This is a genomic window from Pedobacter cryoconitis, assembly GCF_003259615.1.
GTDB classification, from domain to species: domain Bacteria; phylum Bacteroidota; class Bacteroidia; order Sphingobacteriales; family Sphingobacteriaceae; genus Pedobacter; species Pedobacter cryoconitis.
The window spans coordinates 134,783-158,617 of the sequence record NZ_QLLR01000007.1; the positions used below are offsets into that span (position 1 = coordinate 134,783).

General features: G+C 40.0%; 22 protein-coding genes. 18 read left to right on the forward strand and 4 right to left on the reverse strand.

Annotation, left to right across the window (positions count from 1 at the left end; genetic code table 11):
- Position 1: 1 nt before the first annotated feature.
- The 3 genes from LY11_RS10150 to LY11_RS10160 form a co-directional block, all read right to left on the reverse strand.
- Entirely contained in the window at positions 2–3,424 is a 3,423-nt protein-coding gene (locus LY11_RS10150; protein ID WP_211321522.1) for a TonB-dependent receptor, read from the reverse strand.
- 262 nt (positions 3,425–3,686) lie between these two features.
- Positions 3,687–4,820, reverse strand: a complete 1,134-nt coding sequence (locus LY11_RS10155; protein WP_111633599.1) for a FecR family protein — start codon at positions 4,818–4,820, stop codon at positions 3,687–3,689.
- Positions 4,821–4,899: 79 nt separating this feature from the next.
- Positions 4,900–5,478: an RNA polymerase sigma factor gene (locus LY11_RS10160; RefSeq protein WP_111633600.1), complete on the reverse strand. Its 579-nt coding sequence runs from the start codon at positions 5,476–5,478 to the stop codon at positions 4,900–4,902.
- Positions 5,479–5,737: 259 nt separating this feature from the next.
- On the opposite strand from LY11_RS10160, the gene serC reads away from it, so the two are divergent.
- The 9 genes from serC (at position 5,738) to LY11_RS10205 (ending at position 15,560) form a co-directional block, all read left to right on the forward strand.
- Positions 5,738–6,826 carry a 3-phosphoserine/phosphohydroxythreonine transaminase gene (gene serC / locus LY11_RS10165; protein WP_245952703.1) on the forward strand — a complete coding sequence of 363 codons (1,089 nt, stop codon included), beginning with the start codon at positions 5,738–5,740 and terminating at the stop codon, positions 6,824–6,826.
- The gene (locus tag LY11_RS10170; RefSeq protein ID WP_111633601.1) at positions 6,813–7,988 is read left to right on the forward strand and encodes a DUF1015 family protein; all 1,176 of its coding nucleotides are present in this window, start codon (positions 6,813–6,815) and stop codon (positions 7,986–7,988) included. The genes serC and LY11_RS10170 overlap by 14 nt, the downstream gene beginning before the upstream one ends.
- Positions 7,989–8,170: 182 nt before the next feature.
- A complete protein-coding gene (locus LY11_RS10175; protein WP_111633602.1) occupies positions 8,171–8,776 on the forward strand; it encodes a GNAT family N-acetyltransferase in 606 nt (201 codons plus the stop codon).
- 15 nt (positions 8,777–8,791) lie between these two features.
- Positions 8,792–9,922 (forward strand): M20 family metallo-hydrolase, encoded by a 1,131-nt coding sequence (locus LY11_RS10180; RefSeq protein WP_111633603.1) that lies wholly within the window; start codon positions 8,792–8,794, stop codon positions 9,920–9,922.
- A 191-nt stretch (positions 9,923–10,113) separates the two neighbouring features.
- On the forward strand, positions 10,114–11,358 hold the full coding sequence (gene fucP / locus LY11_RS10185; RefSeq protein ID WP_211321523.1) for an L-fucose:H+ symporter permease: 1,245 nt from the start codon (positions 10,114–10,116) through the stop codon (positions 11,356–11,358).
- 55 nt (positions 11,359–11,413) lie between these two features.
- Positions 11,414–12,247 (forward strand): amidohydrolase family protein, encoded by an 834-nt coding sequence (locus LY11_RS10190; RefSeq protein ID WP_111633605.1) that lies wholly within the window; start codon positions 11,414–11,416, stop codon positions 12,245–12,247.
- A gap of 18 nt (positions 12,248–12,265) precedes the next feature.
- The gene (locus LY11_RS10195; protein ID WP_111633606.1) at positions 12,266–13,132 is read left to right on the forward strand and encodes a helix-turn-helix domain-containing protein; all 867 of its coding nucleotides are present in this window, start codon (positions 12,266–12,268) and stop codon (positions 13,130–13,132) included.
- Positions 13,133–13,200: 68 nt separating this feature from the next.
- On the forward strand, positions 13,201–13,851 hold the full coding sequence (locus LY11_RS10200; protein WP_111633633.1) for an HD domain-containing protein: 651 nt from the start codon (positions 13,201–13,203) through the stop codon (positions 13,849–13,851).
- A gap of 59 nt (positions 13,852–13,910) precedes the next feature.
- Complete coding sequence (locus LY11_RS10205) at positions 13,911–15,560, forward strand: M28 family metallopeptidase (protein WP_111633607.1); 1,650 nt, start codon at positions 13,911–13,913, stop codon at positions 15,558–15,560.
- A gap of 79 nt (positions 15,561–15,639) precedes the next feature.
- On the opposite strand, the gene LY11_RS10210 is transcribed toward LY11_RS10205, so the two are convergent.
- Positions 15,640–16,299, reverse strand: coding sequence for a metal-dependent transcriptional regulator (locus LY11_RS10210; protein ID WP_111633608.1), 660 nt, complete (start codon positions 16,297–16,299; stop codon positions 15,640–15,642).
- 236 nt (positions 16,300–16,535) lie between these two features.
- Here LY11_RS10210 and LY11_RS10215 point away from each other — a divergent pair, with 236 nt between their 5' ends.
- From LY11_RS10215 to LY11_RS10255, 9 genes are all read left to right on the forward strand, one after another.
- Positions 16,536–16,721: a hypothetical protein gene (locus LY11_RS10215; protein WP_111633609.1), complete on the forward strand. Its 186-nt coding sequence runs from the start codon at positions 16,536–16,538 to the stop codon at positions 16,719–16,721.
- Positions 16,722–16,933: 212 nt separating this feature from the next.
- Positions 16,934–17,125: a hypothetical protein gene (locus tag LY11_RS10220; protein ID WP_111633610.1), complete on the forward strand. Its 192-nt coding sequence runs from the start codon at positions 16,934–16,936 to the stop codon at positions 17,123–17,125.
- A gap of 96 nt (positions 17,126–17,221) precedes the next feature.
- Complete coding sequence (locus tag LY11_RS10225) at positions 17,222–18,985, forward strand: sensor histidine kinase (RefSeq protein ID WP_111633611.1); 1,764 nt, start codon at positions 17,222–17,224, stop codon at positions 18,983–18,985.
- Between the two features lie 93 nt (positions 18,986–19,078).
- Positions 19,079–19,669, forward strand: a complete 591-nt coding sequence (locus LY11_RS10230) for a hypothetical protein (RefSeq protein ID WP_111633612.1) — start codon at positions 19,079–19,081, stop codon at positions 19,667–19,669.
- A gap of 272 nt (positions 19,670–19,941) precedes the next feature.
- The gene (locus tag LY11_RS10235; protein WP_111633613.1) at positions 19,942–20,418 is read left to right on the forward strand and encodes a VOC family protein; all 477 of its coding nucleotides are present in this window, start codon (positions 19,942–19,944) and stop codon (positions 20,416–20,418) included.
- A 76-nt stretch (positions 20,419–20,494) separates the two neighbouring features.
- Positions 20,495–21,217: a class I SAM-dependent methyltransferase gene (locus LY11_RS10240; RefSeq protein ID WP_111633614.1), complete on the forward strand. Its 723-nt coding sequence runs from the start codon at positions 20,495–20,497 to the stop codon at positions 21,215–21,217.
- Between the two features lie 36 nt (positions 21,218–21,253).
- Positions 21,254–22,570 (forward strand): Na+/H+ antiporter NhaA, encoded by a 1,317-nt coding sequence (gene nhaA, locus LY11_RS10245; RefSeq protein ID WP_111633615.1) that lies wholly within the window; start codon positions 21,254–21,256, stop codon positions 22,568–22,570.
- Between the two features lie 104 nt (positions 22,571–22,674).
- On the forward strand, positions 22,675–22,899 hold the full coding sequence (locus LY11_RS10250; protein ID WP_111633616.1) for a hypothetical protein: 225 nt from the start codon (positions 22,675–22,677) through the stop codon (positions 22,897–22,899).
- 108 nt (positions 22,900–23,007) lie between these two features.
- Positions 23,008–23,835, forward strand: coding sequence for a glutaminyl-peptide cyclotransferase (locus LY11_RS10255; protein ID WP_111633617.1), 828 nt, complete (start codon positions 23,008–23,010; stop codon positions 23,833–23,835).

Here is a 23,835-nt window from a genome sequence, read left to right on the forward strand (position 1 = left end):
ATTAAAAATTAAGGTTCATGCCAAATGAATAAGTACGTTGAAAGGGATAAATATTCCCCTGTAATCCTTCCGGATCCAGCTTTACCTTCAGTTTAGAATATTCAAAAAGATTCTCTCCACTCACATAGAAATGGACATTATCCAGCTTGAGTTTCTTCAATATGCTTTTAGGAAGCGTATAGCCAATGGTTATATTTTTAACCCTTAAATAAGCCGCATTTTGCAGGTATCTGGTGTTAGGGATACCCAGTTCTTCTCCTGTATCTTCTGCCGAATAAGCTTTGACCCTTGGGAAGTAGGCATTTGGAGTTTCAGGTGACCAGTGATCCATATTCTGGGTCGTCACATTCGTCCAGGGTTGTGCATAAATACCCCAGAAATAAATATTACTTCCCTCTGCATACCAGTCTCTTTTGGCTACACCTTGTATAAATACTCTGACATCAAATCCTTTCCATGCAGCGGATAAATCAACACTATAAGGAAGACGGATCTGGCTGTTTCCGATCTTATAAAGATCTCCCGGATTATTTACCGTTTTATCTCCAAAATCTACTTTTCCATCACTATTGCGGTCTTTGAATTTAATATCACCTACAAAATACTGATAACGCTGATCGTCAGTACCCACAGCAGTCTGGTTCGCATGGTTTTTTAACTCTTCTGCATTCTGGAAAAATCCTTCAGTTTCCAATCCCCAGATTTCACCAATCTCCATGCCTTCATAATAATTGTTTTTGCCATCACTTTTTTTACCAAATGATTTAGTTGGGTTATCAAAACGGGTAATATAAGCGCGGCTATCACTTAAGGCAAAGGTCGCGTTGTAGGAAAGCGGTGAGCCTCCAACCTGAACTTCGTCTCTCCAGCTCAATTTGATCTCCCAGCCCTTGGTCTTTAAATCTGCAGAGTTAGCTGTAGGGGAGGCTGTACCGAACACGCCCGGTAATAATTTTCCGGGAACAAGCATGTTTTTCGTGTACCTGGTATATTTATCAAGGTTCAATTCCAGTTTATTCTTGAAAAAGGTCAGGTCTGCACCGACATTGATGGTAGAAACCTTTTCCCAGGTGAAATTACTGGAGATAGCCAGTGGTGGATTTACGTAATTAGGTTGCTTGCCATCTAAGATCTGACCGTTCTTTTTACTGTCCATTAAAGCCAGGTAATCATATTCGTTCACAGAAGCCTGGTTGCCGAGTACACCATAAGAACCTCTGAACTTGAATTGGTTCATTCCGATAGCTTCTTTTACAGGTTTGAAAAATGATTCTTCAGAAATTAACCATCCTGCGGATGCAGAAGGCACAAAAGCCCATCTTTGACCAGGGGCAAAACGGGAAGAACCGTCATAACGTCCGTTAAATTCAAGCAGATATTTTTCTTTGAAATTGTAATTCAGCCGGTAAAAAATCCCCTGTACAGCCCATTCTCCGATTCTCTCGGTAATGGTTTGGTCACCAGTAGCTAAATTTACAGAAGGAATAGCAGTGGAGATCAGCGATTTCCGGGAAGCATAGAAATTGGTATTGATATAATGCTCCTGGTTATAACCTAAAAGCCCTGAAATAAAATGATTGCCCAGTTTTTTATGTGCTTCAGTATATAAATTGACTACATCATATTTGATATTAATATTCCGGTTAGATGCACTGGAAGTTGAATTTAACGGAGGTGCTAAATCTGGCCCTGTTTTGTGAGCTACAGGAATATCGTAAGCTCTGACTAATGTATCGACTCTTCTGAAGGTCGCATCACCTTTTAAACTCCATACATCTTTAATTAAAGAAGCATCGAAAGAAAATGTCGTTTGTACCGTGTGGTTGGTAATATTTTTTCTGCCGCCTTCTTTGACTGCGCCCAGTGAACCTGCGCCTGCAGAAGTCCAGGAGCCATCAGGATTTTTAGGGATGTCAGTTATATTGCTCCGGTTAATAGCCTGGAAATAAGTTTGGTCGTCCAGTATGGTCGGTGCCTGGTAAGTACCTGCGCTAAATAACGTATTGTTTGCGATGTTCAGCCATTTAGTGACATTGATGTCTACCTTACCTCTCATGTTGTACAGGTTGTTTTTCTCTTTAGCATCACGCGCAATTCCATTCTGGCTAAAATAATTTGCAGACAGATAATAACTTAACTTATCTGCTTTTTGAGAGACCGTTACAGCAGCATTATAAGTCGCTGCGGTTTTATTATAACCTTCTCTTAACCAGTCTGTATTGCCAATATAAAACCATTTGGTCGGGTCGCTGGGGTCCAGCATTACATTCGGTAAAGAAGGATCTAAGGAGCGTAATCGCGCTGCTTCAACTAATTTCGCGTTATAGGCAGGGTTGTATAATGGAAATGCAGCCTCATTTTTCATTTGCAGCACGGTATAAGGATCAGTCACTACTTCAGGTAGTTTACCAATTGTTCTGATACCGGTATAGCTGTTCACGCTGACATTCAGTTTCCCGCTTTTTGCAGATTTAGTGGTGATCAATACGACACCAAATGCAGCTCTTGAACCATATATTGCTGCGGATGCTGCATCTTTCAAGACGGAAATACTTTCCACATCAGAGGAGTTTAACATTAAAAGTTCTGAAGCAGAGAAGGGTACGTTGTCTACCAGGATCAGCGGACTTCCTCCGTTTAAAGAAGTATAACCCCGGATGTTAAATTCAGGAGCTGTACCAGCTTTTCCGTTGGCAATAGAAATATTCAGGTTGGGGATCAGTCCTTGTAAACCCTGTCCAAGGTTAGCAATAGGTCTGTTTTCCAGTTGTTTGGAAGTGATCGCATCTACAGCTCCTGTCAGGTTTGCTTTTTTCTGCTTTCCATAACCCACCACCACTACTTCCGTTAAATCTGCCTGCACTGGTAATAAGGTAATGTTCATACTGCCCGATTGAGAGACAGGCATTTCTTGTGATTTATAGCCTAAATAAGTGAAAATCAGTATTGCCTCTGCATGGGGCACCTTAAATTGGAAATTTCCATTCTCATCTGTCTTATACCAGGTTTTTGTGCCTTTGATCTGGATAGAAACTGAGGGTAGCGGCAAACCTTTTTCATCGATAATTCTTCCTCTGACCTCAATATCTTTAAAAAGGCTGATGACCTTATTGATCAGGGAAATTGATAATGGTTTGATCACGATGTTATTGGCTTCAACTGCATAGGTTAATTGCTGACCTGCAAGACATGTTTTCATAACCTCATCAATAGAGGCATGTTTAAAACTCGCGTCGATCGTTTTGTTAGCCTGTAATTTGTCTTGTTCCCAAAGCACATTGTAGCCCGTTTGTTTTCGGATCTCCCTGAAAATATATTTAATTGCTACATTTTTCCGCGTTAAAGAGAGGTTCTGGGCATTGCTGCTGGCCGCCGCCTGCAACAGGAACGTAATCATTAAAACTGTAGTAAGTTTAACGCTCATTATTAATTGTCTTTTAAACGCCTGGTCAAGGCCAGGAATACCCGGCAGCTTAACTGGTAAAAATTTGGCAATACAGGCACTTAACCTGCGAAAAAAAATAGTATAAATTGTATACATTTGAATCGTTTGTTGTGGGTTTTGAATACGCTATCGTGGTTTATTTATTTACCCCAATTAAATCATGTGGCTCAGGCCGCATGCTGGTCAGTGATGTTTGCAGCATCACTGACCTTTTTTAATGGAGATTATAATTCGGTATGGTCTATTTGACGACTATAATCTTCCTCCCTTCTATTTTAAAGTGTACTGATCCTGTTAATTCCAATGTTTTTAAAACTTGTGAGACTTTCCCAAATCTTGATACGGTACCGCTGAAGTGTTTTTGACGCAAGTCTGCCTGTTGGAAATCAACCTGAACATCATACCAGCGTTCTACCTTTTTCATAATGGCTTCGAGGTCTTCATCATTGAACATAAAAAGACCGTCTTTCCAGGCTAATGCTTCTTCTATGTCTACCGGAATTACTTTAATGTGGTTAGTAGCAATGGCCTGCTGACCGGGTTTTAACAGCTGCTGCTGCTGGTTGGCCGTTAAGGATACTTTCACACTGCCTTCAGCAAGCGTTGTTTTGCTTTGGTGTTCATCTGCATAAGCACTGACGTTAAAATGAGTACCCAGCACTTCTATTTTTTGCTGCTCACTTTTCACAATGAAAGGCATATGTTTGTTTTTAGCTACTTCAAAATAGGCTTCTCCTTTCAGCACAACCTGACGCTGAAGACCACTGAACCTGGCGGGGAAACTTAAAGAAGAAGCGGCATTGAGCCAGACTTTGGTCCCATCGGGTAAATTAACCTGGTACTGACCGCCTTTAGGGGTTTCAATGGTATTCAGCAGGTCCTGAGTTTTAAGAGCCGCATTTTCTTGTACGGTATAAACAAGCTGACCGTTTTTTGTTTTGGTAATCAGACAGCCGGCTTGCCGGGCAATTTCTCCATTTACAGCGTCATCAAGTGCTATTTTAGAACCATCTGCTAAAGTTAACAGCGCTTTGTTACCGCCTGGGTTAATATCTGTTTGGGTAAAATTTGTAGTTCCGTTTTCCTGGAGTATATGCGTTGATCTGGTGCCAAAATATAATGCAGTAGTCAAAAGTAAGATGGCCGCCGCGGCATAGCTGTAGATCCGCTTTCTGGATAAGCTCTTTTGATGGTTTTCTGTTTTAATATTCGCCCAAAGGTTTTGTTCTATTTCCTGGTAATCGGGTTCTTCAATTTCCTCTTGCGCATTTGCAGTTTCGTTCAGATACCAGCTTTCTACAATGGCTTTTTCTTCTGCCGTGCAATCGCCTTTAAGGTATTTCGCAATTAATTTTTTCGCTCTTTCGTTTTCCATGGTATCGCCGGTTTAACAGCTCATATATGGTTAAGAACGTTTGCTCAAAGCTTGGGAGTAGAGGAAATGAAAAAATAATTTAGCAGAAGATTAAAAGCAGCAGCGCAGTGAGTGCACCTAGTCTTAAACGCAGAATTTTAAGCGCATTATTCATTTGCTTTTTTACTGTTTTATCTGAAATCTCCATTCTAAAGGCAATCTCTTTATGGGATAAGTTTACTTTACGGCTCAATTCAAAGACTTCCCGCATTTTAGCCGGCAGTTTTGCAATTTCCTTTTCAATATGGCTGGCCAGTTCCCGGTTACGCACCAGGTGATCTGTGATATTTGTGCCCTCATCAATGAATTTTTCCAGCGAATTCATGTATTTCTCTTTCACTTTTCCGCGCTCAAATAATTTAAGCATACTGTTTCTGACCGAAGCGTACAGGAAAGCTGATAAAGAAGTATGCAAGTCAAGCGTACCGGATTTTGACCAGACCATCACAAATACATCCTGAATGACATCCCGCGATTCTTCTTCATTCTGCAGGATTTTCCGGGAATAGCGGTACAATAAACTCCAATATCTTTTGTAGATTTCGGCATAGGCATGATGATCGCGATCTTTTAAAAGCGCAAGTAATTCATCGTCTGAAAGCGAATCATAAGTGACCATTAACCCCTTCTTATATTTGGAACAAAACAACCGTTAATTCTTGAATATACAATTCTTTGTTTATTATTATTTTGTTAAATCTATATCCAGAAGATATAAAACATTATTCTGTTATATGAATGGACTTTGGCTGATTAGCAATTTTTTATTCTGAAAATTGTCCGATAATCAGTTTATTTATCTTTAATCTGTATCAGGGACAATATCCGGAGATCTTTATTGCATCTTTAACTGTTTCTTAACCAGATATAAATTAAAGATGACGATCCAGATTAAACATAATTTTGGGGCGGGACCATGTATCCTTCCTGCAAGCGTATTAGAACAAGCTGCTGAGGCAGTAAAAAACTGGGACAACAGTGGCCTGTCTATCCTTGAAGTTTCTCACCGCTCTCCAAAATTCGAAGAAGTAATGCGCAAAACCGAAGGATTGGTAAGAGAACTTCTGGAAGTACCAGAAGATTATGCAGTATTGTTTTTACAAGGTGGGGCGAGTACACAATTCTCGATGATCCCGCAGAATTTTTTACAGAAACATCAAAAAGCAGCTTACCTTGATGCCGGCTTATTCGGGCACAAATCCATTAAGGAAGCAAAATATTTTGGTGAAGTAGATATTGTTGGCTCTTCGGCCGGTGCCAGTTATTCCAGAGTACCTGAAATCGGGGCGGTCAGCAAAGATACTGCCTATTTTCACTGTACCTCCAACAATACCATTGAGGGTACAGAAATGTTTGATTTCCCTGATTTAGGGATACCGCTGATTTGCGATATGTCTTCTGATATTTTTAGCCGGGTAATTCCGATTAAACAATTTGACCTGGTTTATGCCGGTGCACAGAAAAATATGGGCCCCGCAGGAATGACCCTGGTTTTAGTGAAAAATGAATTACTGGATACAGTGGAACATCCGGTTCCTTCGATGTCAGATTACCGGATTTACCGGGATAATCAAAGTATGTTCAATACGCCGCCTGTGTATTCTATTTATGTAGCGATGTTAAACCTGCAATGGTTAAAAGACAACGGTGGGGTTGCCGAAATTGAAAAAGAGAATATCGCCAAAGCTGCTTTATTATATGCAGAGATAGAAAGAAACCCGCTGTTTTTTGGGATGGCCGATCAGGCACACCGTTCCAGGGTCAATGTTTGTTTTAAAATGCACGACGTTACTAAGGAAGAAGATTTCCTTTCTTTCGCCGCGGAAAAGGGAATGGTAGGAATTAAAGGCTACCGGACAGCCGGAGGTTTCAGAGCTTCACTTTATAATGCGTTAAGACTGGAATCTGTAATAGCACTGGTAGCTTGTATGCAGGATTACGAGAAATATAACTATGGCAACAATTAGACCTTTCGTCGCTTTAAGGCCTCAGGAAGTTTATTTAGACAAAATGTTAACCCTCAAAGCTTCTCCCGGTAATGGGGGGAGCAATGGGTTCATCGCCAGGATGCTGGATAACGGACACCCTGAAAATAAGGAACTCACCAATGCACAGCTGTTGGCAAACCTGAAAAGGATGATGCTGACGGGTGATTTTTACCAGGAGGAGCATCCTTGCATCTTTATTTATGAAATCACTAAGGGCACCCATACGCAAACAGGAGTTTGGGCAGTGACTGATCTGGATGATTTTGACCGCGGACATATCAAGAGCCACGAATCCACCATGAATTGTAATTCCTATAGCCTGATGAACTACCGGAATGAAGTAGGCCTGGAAGGGGACCCTTTAATATTAACTTACAGGCCCAACCGGACCATCAATTCCTTGTTAAACCAGCTGAAGCAGGCTGAAGCCAGTTCTGTTTATTATTCCAATAAGATTTTTCACAGAATATGGCGGGTATACGATTTAAAGACGATCCGTCAGCTGAGTTCATGTTTTTCAGAACTGCAGCATGTTTATGTTGCTGATGGACATCATCGCCTGGTGGCAGCTGCTAAATGCAGGAATATTGAACCTAAAACTCTAGCAGAAACAAGGAATCTTAATTATATCTCTTCTTTTTATCTTTCCAGCGATCAGCTGAGTATCAAGGGATCTCACAGGGTTATTATTCCAGCTGATGATGTTTATATCGACCAGGTTTTCCGGACACTGAAAAAGATCTTTTCGGTCACTAAATCACTACGTAATGAACCTGTAATTCCTTCACAGCCCCGTGAATTTGGATTGTTTATGGAGGAGAAATGGTACAGGATGGTTTATAAACTGAATGATAAAAATGTGATGCCGGATGCTTGTCTGCTGCAGCAAAAGGTGTTTGAACCTTTGTTTAACATTGAAAACCCGGAAACTGATGAGCAGTTAATTGCTGTGGGTGGCGCTGATGCGCTGAGTGAGCTTCAGCAAATTTTAGCAGATAATCCTGCGGCTATTGCTTTTACCCTGGCGGTGATGAATGCGGATCAGTTAATGGATATTGCCCAGCAGGGTATTATTCTTCCTCCAAAATCTGCCTGGATAGAGCCGAAAGTGCCTTTTGGTTTATTGTTAAGGAAATTGTAACCTGCTCCAGGTTTTACCTTGTTAAAATGAAAATGAACCTTTCCATTTCGGAAGGGTTCGGATACTGGTTTCTTCAGATCAAAAAATATAATCCCCCTTTAAATTGCTTTAAAAAGTATTTATCAGGAATTGCCCGTCCGGGCATATCATTTGGGTTTAGGTTCTGAAAAATTCAGACTAAAATGGAGAATCAAATGATATTTGTGCGTGTTGCCACATTAAATGATATCAGATATGCCGATGAAATAGTTAAAGAAACCGAGGCCTCGGCAATTGTCAGAGGATCGGGAATTGCGAAACGTACTCCTGAATCAATAGCGCAAAAAATGCGTGATGGTAAAGCTGTTGTCGCTGTGACCAGCAGCGGACAATGGGTAGGCTTCGCTTATTTTCAATCCTATGAAAACAATAAATTCGTTTCCAACTCTGGTTTGATTGTCTCTCCTGCATTCAGGAATTCGGGCGTAGCCAAAGCAATTAAAGAAAGAGTTTTTAAAATGTCCCGCAGGATGTATCCGGAGGCAAAAATTATCAGTATTACCTCAGGTGCGGCGATCATGAAAATGAACTCTGCCCTGGGGTTTGAACCCGTTACTTTCGCTGAGATTACCCATGATGAATTCTTTTGGGAAGGTTGTAAAAGTTGTGTGAACTATGACATCCTGGAGGGTAAGAAAAAATGTAACTGTTTGTGTACCGCTATGTTATTCGATCCCCAGAAAGAACAGGAAGCTACTGTTGCTGCCGAAGGGTTAAGACATTTTCCCATGTATTTTTTCAGAAGCTAATTAAACTTTGTATTTATGAAACCAGATTTTGAATATCAAACTGATCAGGATTCTTTCTTTCCATACCAGGTGGAATCCTTTGAATTATTAAAAAAATTAATTTCAACGCCTTCTTTTAGCGGGCAGGAAGAAATGACCGCAAACTTAATTGAATCGTTTCTCCAGGATAACTATGTATTTACTTTAAGAAAGCATAATAATATATGGTGCTATAATCTTCACTTCGACCATAAAAAGCCTACCATTTTGCTGAATTCTCACCATGATACGGTCCGCCCTACAGTTGCTTATACAAAAAACCCTTTTGAACCGGTGGTCTGTGATGGTAAACTGTACGGTTTAGGAAGTAATGATGCCGGAGGGGCATTAGTCTCCTTGATCGCCACTTTTCTTCATTTCTTTAAAAGAAGAGATTTGCCTTTCAATATTTGTTTAGCGGCAACGGCCGAAGAAGAGAATTCTGGTGAAAATGGGCTTAAATCAATATTGGATGACCTGTTGCCTATTTCTTTTGCCATTGTTGGAGAGCCTACCAATATGCAGATGGCCATTGCGGAAAAGGGTTCAATGGTTTTGGATTGTACCGCTTTCGGACGCTCCGGACACGCTGCCCGTGAAGAGGGAGACAATGCGATTTACAGGGCGTTAAAAGATATTCAGTGGTTTTCATCTTATGTATTTCCTATTGAATCCAGGGTGATGGGGCCTATAAAAATGACTGTGACCGAAGTAAATGCCGGAATACAGCACAATATTATTCCTGCGGAATGTAAGTTCACGGTAGATGTCCGGCTAACGGACGCTTATACCGAAAAAGAACTTTTACACATTATCCAGAACCATACTTTCTGTGAATTTACGGTTCGGCCGGGAGTATTGAAGCCTTCTTGTATCAATCAGCTTCACCCCATCGTTAAAACCGGACTTTCTATTGGAAGGGCAGCTTATATTTCTCCAACCAGTTCTGATCAGGGCTGGCTGGATATGCCCTCAGTAAAAATGGGCCCCGGTGAATCTGCCCGCTCTCATACTGCCGACGAGTTTATTTACCTCGAAGAAATTAAGCAGGGGATGGATCTTTATGTGCAGTTACTGGAATCTTTATTCCCTTACCTGGTTAATAATCCAGACTCCAAAAATCAATAAAAACTTTCATTAGTGCTTTTTACTGGCCCTGGTATTTAAAATACCGGGGCTTTTCTGTTTATATTACCTTCAAGATTTATGCACATGTTAAAATAGCTTAATAACTGGATAAACAGGTATTGCTTTTTTTGATGAAAACATGCTTTCTTTAGCCTAACCAATATAAACCAAAAACGTATAAAACGATTAGAATGAGAAAGAATCAATTTGCTGTAGTGCTGATTATCTCCCTGTTTTTTCTGTGGGGCTTTGCACTCAATTTAAATCCTATCCTTATTCCTCATTTAAAGAAAGCGTGCCAGCTTTCTGATACACAATCTGCATTTATAGACTCTGCTTCTTATATCGCTTATTTCCTGCTGGCAATTCCTGCTGGTAAATTCATGAAAAAATTTGGCTATAAGGGAGGGATTGTACTGGGATTATTGTTGTTTGCTACGGGAGCATTTCTTTTTTATCCCGCAGCGGTAACCAGGTCTTATATCTTCTTTTTAATTGCACTTTTTATTATAGCCAGCGGACTCGCTTTTCTGGAAACTGCTGCCAACCCTTATATCACCGTATTGGGGGATGAAAAAGGAGCAACACAGCGCCTGAACTTTGCACAATCTTTCAATGGGCTTGCCGCCACTTTAGCACCGCTTTTAGGAGGGATGTTTATTCTCTCTGGTCAAAAACTGGATGCAAAGGCAGAAGCTGCAATGAGTCCGGAGCAGTTGAATACTTATTTGAATCATGAAGCTTCTTCTGTTAAAATACCTTTTTTGATTATAGGGGCAGTAGTTTTGCTGGTTGCTGTTTTTCTGATCAGAACCCCATTGCCTGAAATTGAGGACCGTGAAGGGGATTCAGACAGTACTGGATCTTTGTTCGGAGAGAAAAACCTGATGTTAGGTGTTGTTGCCCAGTTTTTCTATGTAGGGGCACAGGTTTGTGTAGGTAGTTTCTTTATCCGTTTTTCTGCGCAAGTGGCTGGAATAGCGGAGAAATCGGCCGCAATGTATCTTTCGGGAGCTTTATTGGGCTTTATGGCGGGCAGGTTTATCGGAACATTCTTAATGCAATATATCTCCCCGTCTAAACTGCTGGCTATTTACAGTCTGATTAATATTGCGCTGATTTTTGCTGCGGTAACGATGAACGGTATGGCTGCAGTTTATGCTTTAATGGGTGTAGTGTTTTTCATGTCTATTATGTTCCCGACTATCTTTTCACTGAGTATCCGCGGTTTGGGTTCCAGAATGAAAGAAGGTTCTTCTTTGGTGATTATGGCTATTGTAGGAGGCGCAGTATTCCCTGTAATTATGGGTAAAGTATCTGATATGACCAATATTCATACGGCTTATATTGTTCCTGCTGCATGTTTTGCAGTTGTTTTCTATTTTGCACTCACCAACCTGAAAGTAAAAAAGATCAAATTAACGGTTGCACATTAACTGCCGATTTGACCCATTATTGTCAATTTGATCAGTTATTATTAAATTAAAGAAAATGAAGATTGATGCCCATCAGCATTTCTGGAAATATGATGCCCTGAAACACAGCTGGATCAGTGAGGAAATGGCGGTAATCCGTCGGGATTTCTTACCTGAACATCTTTCCGGGGTACTTCAGGAGAATGAAATAGACGGATGTATTGCTGTTCAGGCAGAGCAGTCGGCTGAAGAAACGGAATTCTTGCTGCAATTAGCTTCCTCGCACGATTTTATTAAAGGTGTGGTCGGCTGGGTAGATTTTGAGGCAGCAGATCTGCAAACCCGTCTTGAAAATTATAGTGCATCTAAAAAGCTGAAAGGCTTCAGACATATTTTACAAGGAGAAACACGACGTGACCTTTGCCTGGAGAAATCTTTTCAGGATGGCATTGCTTTATTAGCGGGTTATGGATTTACTTATGATATTCTGATCCACCAGGATCAGTTGCCATTCATTCCTGCATTTGTTGCCCGTTTTCCGGATCAGCGTTTTGTGATTGATCATATCGCAAAGCCGGGTATTAAAGAAAAAGACATCAGGAATTGGAAAAAGGATATAGAATCAGTTGCTTTGCATCCTCATGTTTCCTGTAAAATATCAGGTCTGGTTACAGAAGCAGATTTTAAAGCATGGACTAAGGAAGACTTTATCCCTTATTTGGATGTAGTGGTGAATGCTTTTGGTACAAACAGGATTATGTATGGGTCTGATTGGCCGGTATGTTTAGCTGCAGGAAATTATAAGGCTGTGCTGGAATTGGTGAAATCGTATTTTAATTCTTTTTCTGCCTCAGAACAACAGCTTTTTTTTGGAGGAAATGCGACCGCGTTTTATCAGTTAAATGGATAAGATTTATTGGAGAGGATAATGATGACAAATTCGGCTGTAATTACAAAAGATATAGATACTGCTTTGGCAGATTCTTTTTCGACTGCTTATTTATCCGCAGCATCTTTTGAGCTGCACCAGGATTACAGGATCAGTTTTAATCAGTTTTTCTTTTTCAAAAAGGGGAAAGGCAAAATAGAGATAGACGGAGCCGGTTATACGCTCTGTGCAAACAGCTTGATTTTACTGGCTAAAAACCAGGTTTATTCTTTTCAGGCTAATCAGGGTTTAGAAGGTTACAGTCTTTGTTTTGGAGATTGTTTCTGGGAAAAAACTCCGGTCAGTGCAAATAACTGCAAGGCTACTTTATTCAATGATGCCCCGGCACATCAGTCCCTGCAGCTGCAAAAAGAAGATGCAGCAGATCTTTCCAGGTTATTTAATGACATCCTGGTAGAATTTGAATCTGCAGTTTATACAAATAAAGGCGATGTCCTTGCTGCTTTCCTTAAAATACTGATGATCAAGGTGGCCAATCTTCATACTTTACTGGCGAAGATTACTGATCAGAACGATCACAAAATTTACCAGCATTTTATAGACTTGCTGGCTAAACATTACCAGGTATCACATGATGTGTCTTTCTTTGCAGAAAAACTCAATATCTCCAGCAGAAAGCTGACTGCGTTATGCAGGACACATGGCGGTAAGGGGGCAAAAGAAATTATTCAGCTTCAATTGGTAGTAGAGGCAAAGCGCTTTTTGCAATTCAGCTCCAGCTCCATTAAGGAAATAGCTGCCCTGCTGAATTTCTCGAATCCTTACCAGTTTAGCCACTTTTTTAAGAAGAACACTTCTTTTCCACCCGAAAAGTACCGGAAACAAGTTACTGGTTTTGGCATGTGATCTACGGTTTCTGACATTTCATAAAGCTTCTGGGGCCCTTAATTTTGGGGGTATAAAAAATGGAAATTATGTCAGTTACTACACCGAAATCTGTTGCCGGAATTGTGATTCCCGACAGTAAAATTGCAACTCAGGCCACCGAATTACTTCGTGAATATGGCACTGAATTTATCTATAACCATTCCTTAAGAGTTTTTCTTTTTTCTGCGCTAAAAGGGAACAGGGAGAAATTTGTTTATGATCCTGAATTATTATATGTCAGTTCGGTTTTTCATGATCTGGGTTTGACTAAAAAGTATTCCAGTCCGGATAAGCGTTTTGAAGTGGACGGGGCGAATGCAGCGCGTGATTTCCTGCAAGGTCATGGTTTGCCTAAAGATGCTTTACAATTGGTCTGGGATACGATTGCTTTTCATACCACGATTGGTATTGCTGAGTATAAAGAACCAGAAGTGGCTTTAATGTATTCTGGTGTAGGTTTGGATGTAATGGGGGAGGGTTATGAACAATTAAGTACAGCCAACAGGGAGGAAATCATTTCAGTTTTTCCGAGAACGGACTTCAAAAAGAAAATCATCCCTACCTTCTTCTCAGGTTTTGAACATAAAACGGAAACAACTTTTGGTAATATTAAAGCAGATGTCTGCGCTTATATGATCCCTGATTTCCAGCGAAAGAACTTTTGCGATTGTATTTTATGTTCACCGTGGTCTGAATAATGAAGGATGACTTGCCGCAATTTTGATTATTTGTAATAAATTGAGCAAAATTTGTCAGCATGAAGAAAACTATCCTTTATTTAGCCGTTGCCGGTTCCTGTTTTGCTGCCTGTAAATCAGGTGAAAAAAGTGAAACAGCAACTTCTCCGGATTCTGTAGCCATTAAAATGATTAATGATTCCAGCTTTTCCGGCCATATCCGTGTTTTAGCCTCAGATGAGTTTCAGGGCCGTAAACCATTCACTATCGGAGAAACGAAATCTATTAATTACCTGAAAGAACAATTCAGTTTGCTGGGACTTAAGCCCGGTAATGGAGATAGCTATTTTCAGGAAGTACCGATGATAGAGATTAAATCTGCTCCTGAAAGTAAAATGGTTTTCAAAGGAGCAGGTGGTGAAGTCACAGCAGCTTATCTGACTGGCTTTGTAGCTGCGACTAAAAGGGTACAGCCTGAAGTTAAACTGGCTAATTCAAGTCTTGTATTTGCAGGTTATGGAATTGTTGCACCGGAGTATAAGTGGAACGATTATGCAGGACTGGATGTGAAAGGAAAAACTGTAGTGGTGATGATCAATGATCCTGGATTTGCAGATTCAACACAGTTCAGAGGAAAAAATATGACTTATTACGGTCGCTGGACTTATAAATTTGAAGAAGCTGCCCGTCAGGGTGCAGCTGGTATATTGATTATCCATGATACAGAGCCGGCTGCTTATCCGTGGTCTGTTGTGCGTAGTGGCTGGTCGAAATCTAAGCTGCAAGCAGAAGAAAAAGATAACAATATGTCAAGGGCGATCGTAGAAGGGTGGATCAGTATGGACATCGCTAAATCTTTACTGAAAATTGGCGGTCAAAGTGAAGCTATTTTCAAAGCAGCTGGTAAACCGGGTTTCAAAGCCGTAGACTTGAAACTAAGTACTTCATTAACGATAAAGAATACGATTAAAAAATCAATATCAAATAATGTAGTCGCTATCATTCCGGGTACTAAAAGACCTAAAGAGAATATCATTTATTCTGCACACTGGGATCATTTAGGGATTGGTGAAAAAGTGAATGGTGATTCTATTTACAATGGAGCAGTTGATAACGCGACAGGTGTGGCAGCTTTACTGGAAATCGCAGCGGCATTTCAAAAATCACCACAAAAACCTGAACGTTCTATCGTATTTGTCTCTTTTACGGGGGAAGAACAAGGACTGATTGGTTCAGAATATTATGCGAAACATCCGGTTTATCCGGTTAGTGAGACGGTTGCCGATCTCAATATGGATATGATGGGAATTGCCGGAAAAACTAAAGATATAGTCGTTTACGGTTATGGCCAGTCAGAATTAGAAGACTATGCAGAAGTTTCCGCAAAGAAACAAGGCAGGGTCATCGTAAAAGACCCGGTTCCTTCTTCTGGCTTGTATTACCGTTCTGACCATTTTAACTTTGCTAAGGTGGGGATTCCGTCCTTATTTACAGGTTCAGGAGTTGATAACATCAAAAACGGAAGAGCATGGGGATTAAAACAGGTAGCTGAGTATACGAAATCACGTTACCATGCACCGGGTGATAATTTTGATGCGATTACAGATTATAGTGGAATGGTGGAAGATACCCGTTTATTATTTGATATGGGCTACCGCTTAAGTCATGAAACTACTTATCCGAAATGGAAAGAAGGTTCTGAATTCAAAGCAATAAGAGAGAAAAAATAATATTAAATGATCAGGGAGCTTATAAAATAAGCTCCCTGATCATTTAATATTATTTCACTGGTCAATTTATCTTTTTTTATCAATCTATAATCAGCAGGATATTATCTGTCATCTTGCTGGATACTGTTTTTGGGGCACTGCCATCAATAACAATCACCATAGACTGATCAAAGTCTAATTTATCTATCACTTCTATTTTTGAGCCTAGCCCCAGATTAAGCTGCTTCAGGTATTTTAAAAACGGAGTGGAGGTGTCCCTTACGCTACCGACTTTACCTGCCTGGTTAATCTTCAGTTCACTCAAACGTTTATTGGCATAAACAGGCATCTGGCCATTGGAAGCGGGAATAGGATCTCCATGCGGATCAAATGCCGGATTCCCTAAAAAATCATCCAGTTTTTTTGCCAGTTGTTCATCATGGATATGTTCCAGCTGTTCGGCAATATGGTGAACTTCATGCCAGTCATAATTTAGTTTCTCCACTAAAAAAACTTCCCATAATCTATGTTTACGGATAATATCAAGGGCAACAGTTTCTCCTGTAACCGTTAAAATCGCACCCTGAGTTTTATCATAGGTAATTAATTCTTTTTCCTTTAGTTTTCTCAGCATATCAATTACTGAGGCAGGATTGTTCTCTAAAACATCAGCTATGGCCTTAAGACTGACCTTACTTTCACTTTTACTGATGTGATAAATCGTTTTCAGATAGTTTTCCTCAGAATAGGTTTTCTTCATTTTATAGCTTCTCCGGCACAAAAGTAAATAAATATTACTTACTGTATTGAATTAGACAAAACTAATTACTTATATTTGTGTTATCTTATTTATATGTTTAAATAGATCTAAATGTTTAAACTTGTATAATTAATATGCGATTTGAAGGAGGACTGCGTTAAATAGGCAGGTGATGTCTGATTCACCATTTTTCAGGTGATGTCAATTCACCATTTATATTATTTACTTACAAATATATGGAAGTAGCAATTACCGTACTCGAAAATGAAATCAGAAATAAGTCAACATTTCTGAAAAAAGAAGACCTGATGAGAAAAGATCTGAAACAAGCCACCTTAATGATGAAAGATATTTCTAAACTTAAAACGGCAGTTAAACTATTAAAAGATCACCATCAGCGGAAAGAAAGGATACACTTGTAAAATTGTTTATAAGCAAAGGATTGATTTTTTAAAGCGCAATCTTCTGGTTTTTTCAAAAGTTAAATTTAAGTTGATAGTGGCCTCGGCGTGGTTCCCGGGGCCATATCTTTTTATTTCAATTATTTTTTACTTATTTAATTCATCTTTAGGTGTTTGGTTAATAATTATTCTATATTTATATTTAAATTCCCTAGCCAAATTATTATTAACCCATGCAACCTCAACCCACTCAAAACTCTGAGGAGTTATTACAAAATCAGGATGAATACAGCTACATCCCTTTTGATGGTTTTGTAAATGTAAATGACATCGTCAGCAGAAGAAGGCAGCTGAGAAGTGCTGAGTTCAATGTTCCAGAACAAACGTGGGAAATAAATATGGAGCATCCTGCTGTGACGCTGTAAAAGATCAGTTCGTCACGATCAATTCATCAATTCTTTGGGTAAATTAATTTTTTACTTATATTCAAAGTATCTATTATATCATTTGATATACTGCTGATGAAACTATTCACTACCTATGTCACTGCCAAAAGGTGTCTTTACCTTCTTTTGCTAATTCTTTTATTAGTTATTTTTTCGGGTGTATTTAACTTTCTGTCCCGGCAGGTGATCTTAATTCTGCATCTTATCTTGCTGCTTACTGTGCTTTTGTTGTTTGTAGTGTTTTCTGCTCAGGAGAAAAAAAATAACAAGAGAAAGGCTAAGGAGGAAGCTAAAATCAAAAAACAGGCTGGAATTGAACAGGCGGCCAGTAATGTAATTGAAGAAACAAACAGCAATGTTTCTGAAAATGAAAACGGCTTTATAACGATTGCAGATCAGATCCCATTTATGGTTTGGCGCTCAGATCCCGATGGAAGATGTATTTACGTCAATAAAAAATGGATACAATTTACGGGGATGAGCTATCAAGATAGCCTGGGTTTTGGATTTGCGAAACCAATGGCTATTCCTGAAAATCAGCATAGGAGGCAGGAGTGGTGGAAGCTGATTAAAGGGCATCAGCCTTATGAAATAAAGTTCCAGCTCAAAAATGTATCCGGAGAATTGCGCTGGGTAATGGCCAGAGCCAATGCCTATCATACAGGCACCGAGTTTATGGGGTATATCGGAAGTATCATTGATATTACAGACCAGGAACATTCTACGATAGCCATTCAGGAGTTATCAGACCGTAAAGACGAATTCCTGAGTATTGCAAGCCATGAACTTAAAACTCCGCTAACAAGTATCAAGGCACTTTTTCAATTGATAGGCAGAAGTATAACTCCGGATCATAAAATCTATCATTTCCTGGAAAGAGCCAATACTAATGTACTGAGGCTTGAAAAACTGATTGCGAATTTACTGGATGTATCAAAAATCAATGCTGGAAAGTTAAGCTATGAGTATACAGAGTTCGCTTTTGATCAGATGCTGGAAGATGCAGTACTAAGTATGCAGGATATTGCGCCTCATCATCATTTTATTCTGCATAAGCCGGATGCTGTGAACTTTACAGGTGATAAATTCAGACTGGAGCAGGTGATCTATAATTTTTTATCCAATGCCGTCAAATACTCACCGCAGGGAAAAGAGATCATTGTAAGCTCGGAAGTTAACAACGGCAATATCATTGTTGCTGTACAGGACTTTGGGATCGGGATAAAACGCGAGAACCTGGCCAATATTTTTGACAGGTATTACCGGGTGGATAATACCATTATGAAATTTGACGGATTGGGGTTAGGGCTGTTCATTTCCTCGGAAATTATTAAAAGGCATAACGGGAGTTTCTGGATCGAGAGTGAATTGGGAATCGGGGCTACTTTTTACTTTATTCTGCCGCTTACTGAACAGCACCTGCATGCAGAAGTCCATACAGATGAGTTTAGTTATTATCAGGATGAAACTATTTCGGTACAGGTCAATGCAGCGGCAAACAGACTGGATGTAAACTGGACAGGTTATCAAAACTTTAAAAGTGTACAGGACGGCTGTCTGATTATGCTCGACCTGGTGAAAAAAAATCGGGTTGCTACCATATTAAATGATAATACTGAAGTGCGCGGAAATTGGTCGGAAGCTTCAGACTGGGTTGCTGCAGAATGTTTACCGGCATTGGCAGAAGCGGGGGTTCAGCATCTTGCCTGGATCTATTCTCCAAGCAGCTTTAGCCAGCTTGCCGCTGAAAAGAGCGCGGCCCCCTTGAAGAGTACGATCAACATTCAATTTTTTAAGGAAAAGGCCGCTGCTATTCAGTGGATTGAGACTTTGTCCTAAGTTTCAATAAATTTCAGTTCGTAACATTTTTTTGTGTAATACATAGGCAATTCCTTACATTGTATATAAATCAATTTATTAAATAAGAATCTTATGAAAAAATTACTTTCGTTAGTGGCTATTTTAAGTTTATGGGTAAGCTTAACAATGGCACAAACCGCTGCACCTGCAACAGTTAAGGTTAAAAAAGATGGTACTCCAGATAAGCGTTACACGCCTGCAAAAGAGACAAAAACTACAACAAAACTAAAGAAAGATGGTACGCCTGACAAGCGTTATACGACAACTACAACTACAAAAGTCTCTCCTCCGGATAAAACAGTAAATAAAGAAAAAGCAAGTAAAGTCACTAAAGTTACGACCACTACAAAACCAGTTACGGCAGCTCCTGCTGCTACAGCCGCGCCTGGAACTGTCAGACTTAAAAAAGACGGTACGCCAGATAAGCGTTATACCAATGCAGCCACACCAGCGGCCGCCCCTGTGCAAGAAACAAAAACTACAGTCACTAAAGCAACCAGAGCACCTAAAGCTGCTGTCGCACCGGCTGCAAAAGATTACAAACCGACAGTTGACAGAAGTATTTCAGGGCCAAATGGAGAAGAAATCCTTACTGGACCGCGTGGTGGAAAATATTATATCAATAAAAATGGAAATAAAACTTATGTAAAGAGAGAGGGATAATACAAAACTTTAAGTTAAATAACTAGCAAATCGACTTGCGAAAACAATTTACTAAAGGAGAATAAAACACCTTTATATCTTTTATATTAAATATAGATAGCTGAAATTTAAGTAATTAACATTTTTATTTGTTGTTTAATTCTAAAGATATTTTATATTTGTATTGTCCTTATGACACCACCAGTTCATATGAATTGATGACACGGGGCCGGGTAGACTGAACAATGCCCGGCCTTTCTTATTTCAACCCCCCTTTTTAATAATTAGCCCATATGAAACCTCATGCTTTTTTGCTTGCACTCTGCTTATTTGCGGGCGCTATAAATCAATCATTTGCGCAGACTTCTGCAAAAAAAGAACCCGCAGTACTGAACCACATTGCTGTTTATGTGACAGATCTTACAAAAAGTACCGCATTTTATGAAAAACTACTGAACCTTAAACAAATTCAGGAACCCTTTAAAGACGGTAAACATATTTGGTTTACGCTTGGGGCTGCCGGACAAATGCACTTAATCCTTGGTGCAAAACAAATCACTGTTCATGATAAAAATGAACACCTGTGTTTTAGTGTAAGTTCAATCCCTGATTTTATTAAAGTACTGGATCAGGAGAAAATCGAGTATGCCAACTGGCCGGGTACGGCTAAAGAGCCGACCATCAGAGTAGATGGTGTAAAGCAAATCTATTTCCAGGACCCTGACGGACACTGGCTTGAAGTCAATGATGACGTTAAACCTGGAAAATAACCTAAACCAAGGAAAATAACTTGAAGCCTGGAAAGTACCGTAGGCATAAAAAATAACGTAAAGCACAATAAATAAGATGAATACAGATTATTCCAAAAGCGCGACAACAGAAGAAATCAGAACCAGATTTGACCAGGACGTAGAAAGGTTTTCTAACCTGGATACCGGGCAATTGACCACGATAGATGCACCATTGACGATGGAGCTTTGTACAGCAGCAGCACACTATATCAACCCTGCAGCAACAGAACTGCTTGATATAGGCTGCGGCGCGGGTAACTACACTTTAAAAATGCTGAGTAAAACAGCTAACCTGAATTGTACGCTGAACGATCTGAGTTTACCTATGCTGGAAAGGGCGAAAGAACGCGTAAGTGCTCAGACCACCGGGACTGTAACGATCATACAAGCCGATATGCGTCAGCTTGAATTACCAGATTCACATTTTGATATTATCCTTGCTGCGGCAGTTTTACATCATCTTCGGGAGGATGCAGATTGGGAATTTGTTTTCAGTAAACTGTATCAAAGCTTGAAACCTGGCGGAAGCATTTGGATTTCCGATTTGATTGCGCACGATTCACCAGCAATCACCCAGCTTTTTAAAGACCAGTACGGCGCTTACCTGGAAACACTGGGTGGTGTAGAATACAGGGAAAAAGTATTCAATTATATTGCCTATGAAGATACCCCGCGTTCGGTCGGATACCAGGTAGATCTACTGCGCAAAGTAGGTTTCAAAAACATAGAAATACTGCATAAAAACTCGTGTTTTGCCGCTTTTGGTGGTGTAAAATAGGATTATTAAGCTTATTTTTGGGTTTATCAGACAACTATGGAATTAATACCTAAATCACCCTTTGAAAAAATCATTGCCCCGGTAAGCAGATTCATTCACCTTGAATATACTGGCGGGATAGTCTTGTTTTTAAGTGTGCTTGTTGCTATTATATGGGCCAATTCACCATTTCATGAATCGTACCATCACTTGTGGGATATTAAATTCTCTATCGGCTTTGATGACTATGTATTGAACAAGCCGCTCCACATCTGGATTAACGATGGGCTGATGGCTTTGTTTTTCTTTGTAATCGGATTAGAGCTGAAAAGAGAATTCATGGAAGGTGAATTATCTACGTTAAAGAAGGCTTCTTTACCAATGATGGCAGCTTTAGGCGGAATGCTGGTTCCCGCAGCTATTTTCTTTATAATCAATAAAGGACTAGCTTCTGAACACGGCTGGGGTATCCCGATGGCAACAGATATTGCTTTTGCCCTGGCGCTGCTTTCTATGGCTGGAAAACATATTCCCGGCTCTGTTAAAGTCTTTCTTTCTGCGCTGGCAGTTGCGGACGATCTGGGCGCAGTTTTAGTAATTGCATTCTTTTATACCAGTAATCTGAATTTTGCTCCGCTTGGTGTAGCAGCAATTTTTCTGCTGATATTGATTGCGGGTAATAAATTAGGAATCAGAAGTACAGCCTTTTATCTTTTAATCGGGATTGCAGTTTGGATTGGATTTTTACTATCAGGGGTCCATGCCACAATAGCCGGGGTTTTAGTCGCATTTACTATTCCTGCAGTGACTAAGATTAACGAGAACAGTTTCTCTGAAAACCTGAGAAAACTATCAAATGATTTTGAACAGGAGATCCCTAACAGCGGTTTGCTGACTACCTCAGAACAACATAGAACCATCGAACAAGTGAAAAGCCTGACATTGGCCGCAGAAACTCCTTTACAGAAAATCGAGTACGCACTGCATCCATGGGTAGCTTTCGTGATTATGCCGCTGTTCGCACTTGCGAATGCAGGTATCATTATAGGCGCAGATTTCTTCTCCGCTTTAGTCAATCCGGTGAGTATCGGGGTTATATCGGGTTTAATCATCGGTAAGTTCGTAGGTGTGCTGTTATTCACCTGGTTAATGGTCAAAACCGGGCTGGCACAATTGCCGGATCAGGCAAACTGGAAACATATTACAGGGGTCGCGCTATTGGCCGGAGTAGGTTTTACGATGTCGCTGTTTATCAGTAACCTCGCATTTGAGCAGCCCGAATTCATTGAACAAGCTAAATATGGTATCCTGATTGCTTCGCTGATTGCAGGTATATTGGGAATTACGCTATTAAAGAGTTTTAAAAAAGCTTAAATCTTCCGCATATTTAATCAGCTCACAGCAATTTTACATTATAAAATATGCAGAATTGAAACAAGCTGATTACTATTTTGTTTTATCACTAAAACCTGGAAATTATGATTATTACAGAAAATAATACACCGTACAATAACGAAGAAGAGGAAGATGACCAATTAAGTCAGCAAGATGTACAATCTGACGGAATCGATGCTATTCCTGCATCCGAAGCAGATAACCTGGCCACCGAAATAGACAATTTAAAACAAGCAGATAAATCTTCAGAAGCTTCCTACACCTTAGATGCAGATCGCGGATTTGCTCCTAAAAAAGAAGAAGAATAAGGTTTTTTACCTTCATAAAATAAGGCTGCCTCCAATGAGGCGGCCTTTTATTGTTAAGAATATTTATATATTTCCCGCAGATTTCAAATCGCAGCAACAAACAATTTCATGTATAACAAATATAAAGTGCTGGCTTTTGGCCTGGCAATGACCATTGTTTCCTGTCAGAATAATAACAAGGAAACAAAAACAACCCCTGCTTCAGCAGATTCCACTTCAACCCAAATTCCTGAAAATCTGACTTATAAAGTTACAGGTACCTTACCGCACGATACGGCGGCCTACACCGAAGGATTTGAACTTCATGGTGGAAAAATATACGAGGGGACCGGAACGTATGAGAATTCATTTGTTTCCATATCAGATACCAGTACTGGTAAACTGGAGCAAAAGTTTCCGATCAAAGACAAGAGTATCTATGGGGAAGGAATCTCCATTCTGGGCAACCAGCTTTTTCAGCTGACTTATCAAAACCATATCGCGTATGTCTATGACCTGAAAGACCTGAGCAAACCAACAGGGACCTTCAAGTGGCCTTATGAAGGATGGGGGATGACTAATGATGGCAAAAACCTTTATGTGAGCGTAGGAAGTTCTATTGTCTATAAACTTGATCCGAAAACCTTTGCTGTAGTGGGGCAAATACAAGTTACAGATAACTTAGGAACAGTAGACCAGCTGAATGAACTGGAATATGCAGATGGATTTCTCTACATCAATCAATGGCAGACTACAAAAATATTAAAGGTGGATGTTTCCAGCGGAAAGGTGGTTGGGACTATTGATTGTTTCGGTCTGTTGTCAAATTATGCACCAGATTATACCCCAAAATCTGAGGATAGTGTGTTGAATGGGATTGCCTGGGACAAAACACATCAACTACTTTACGTAACGGGTAAAAACTGGCCGCTAATCTTCAAACTGCGTTTAGACTAA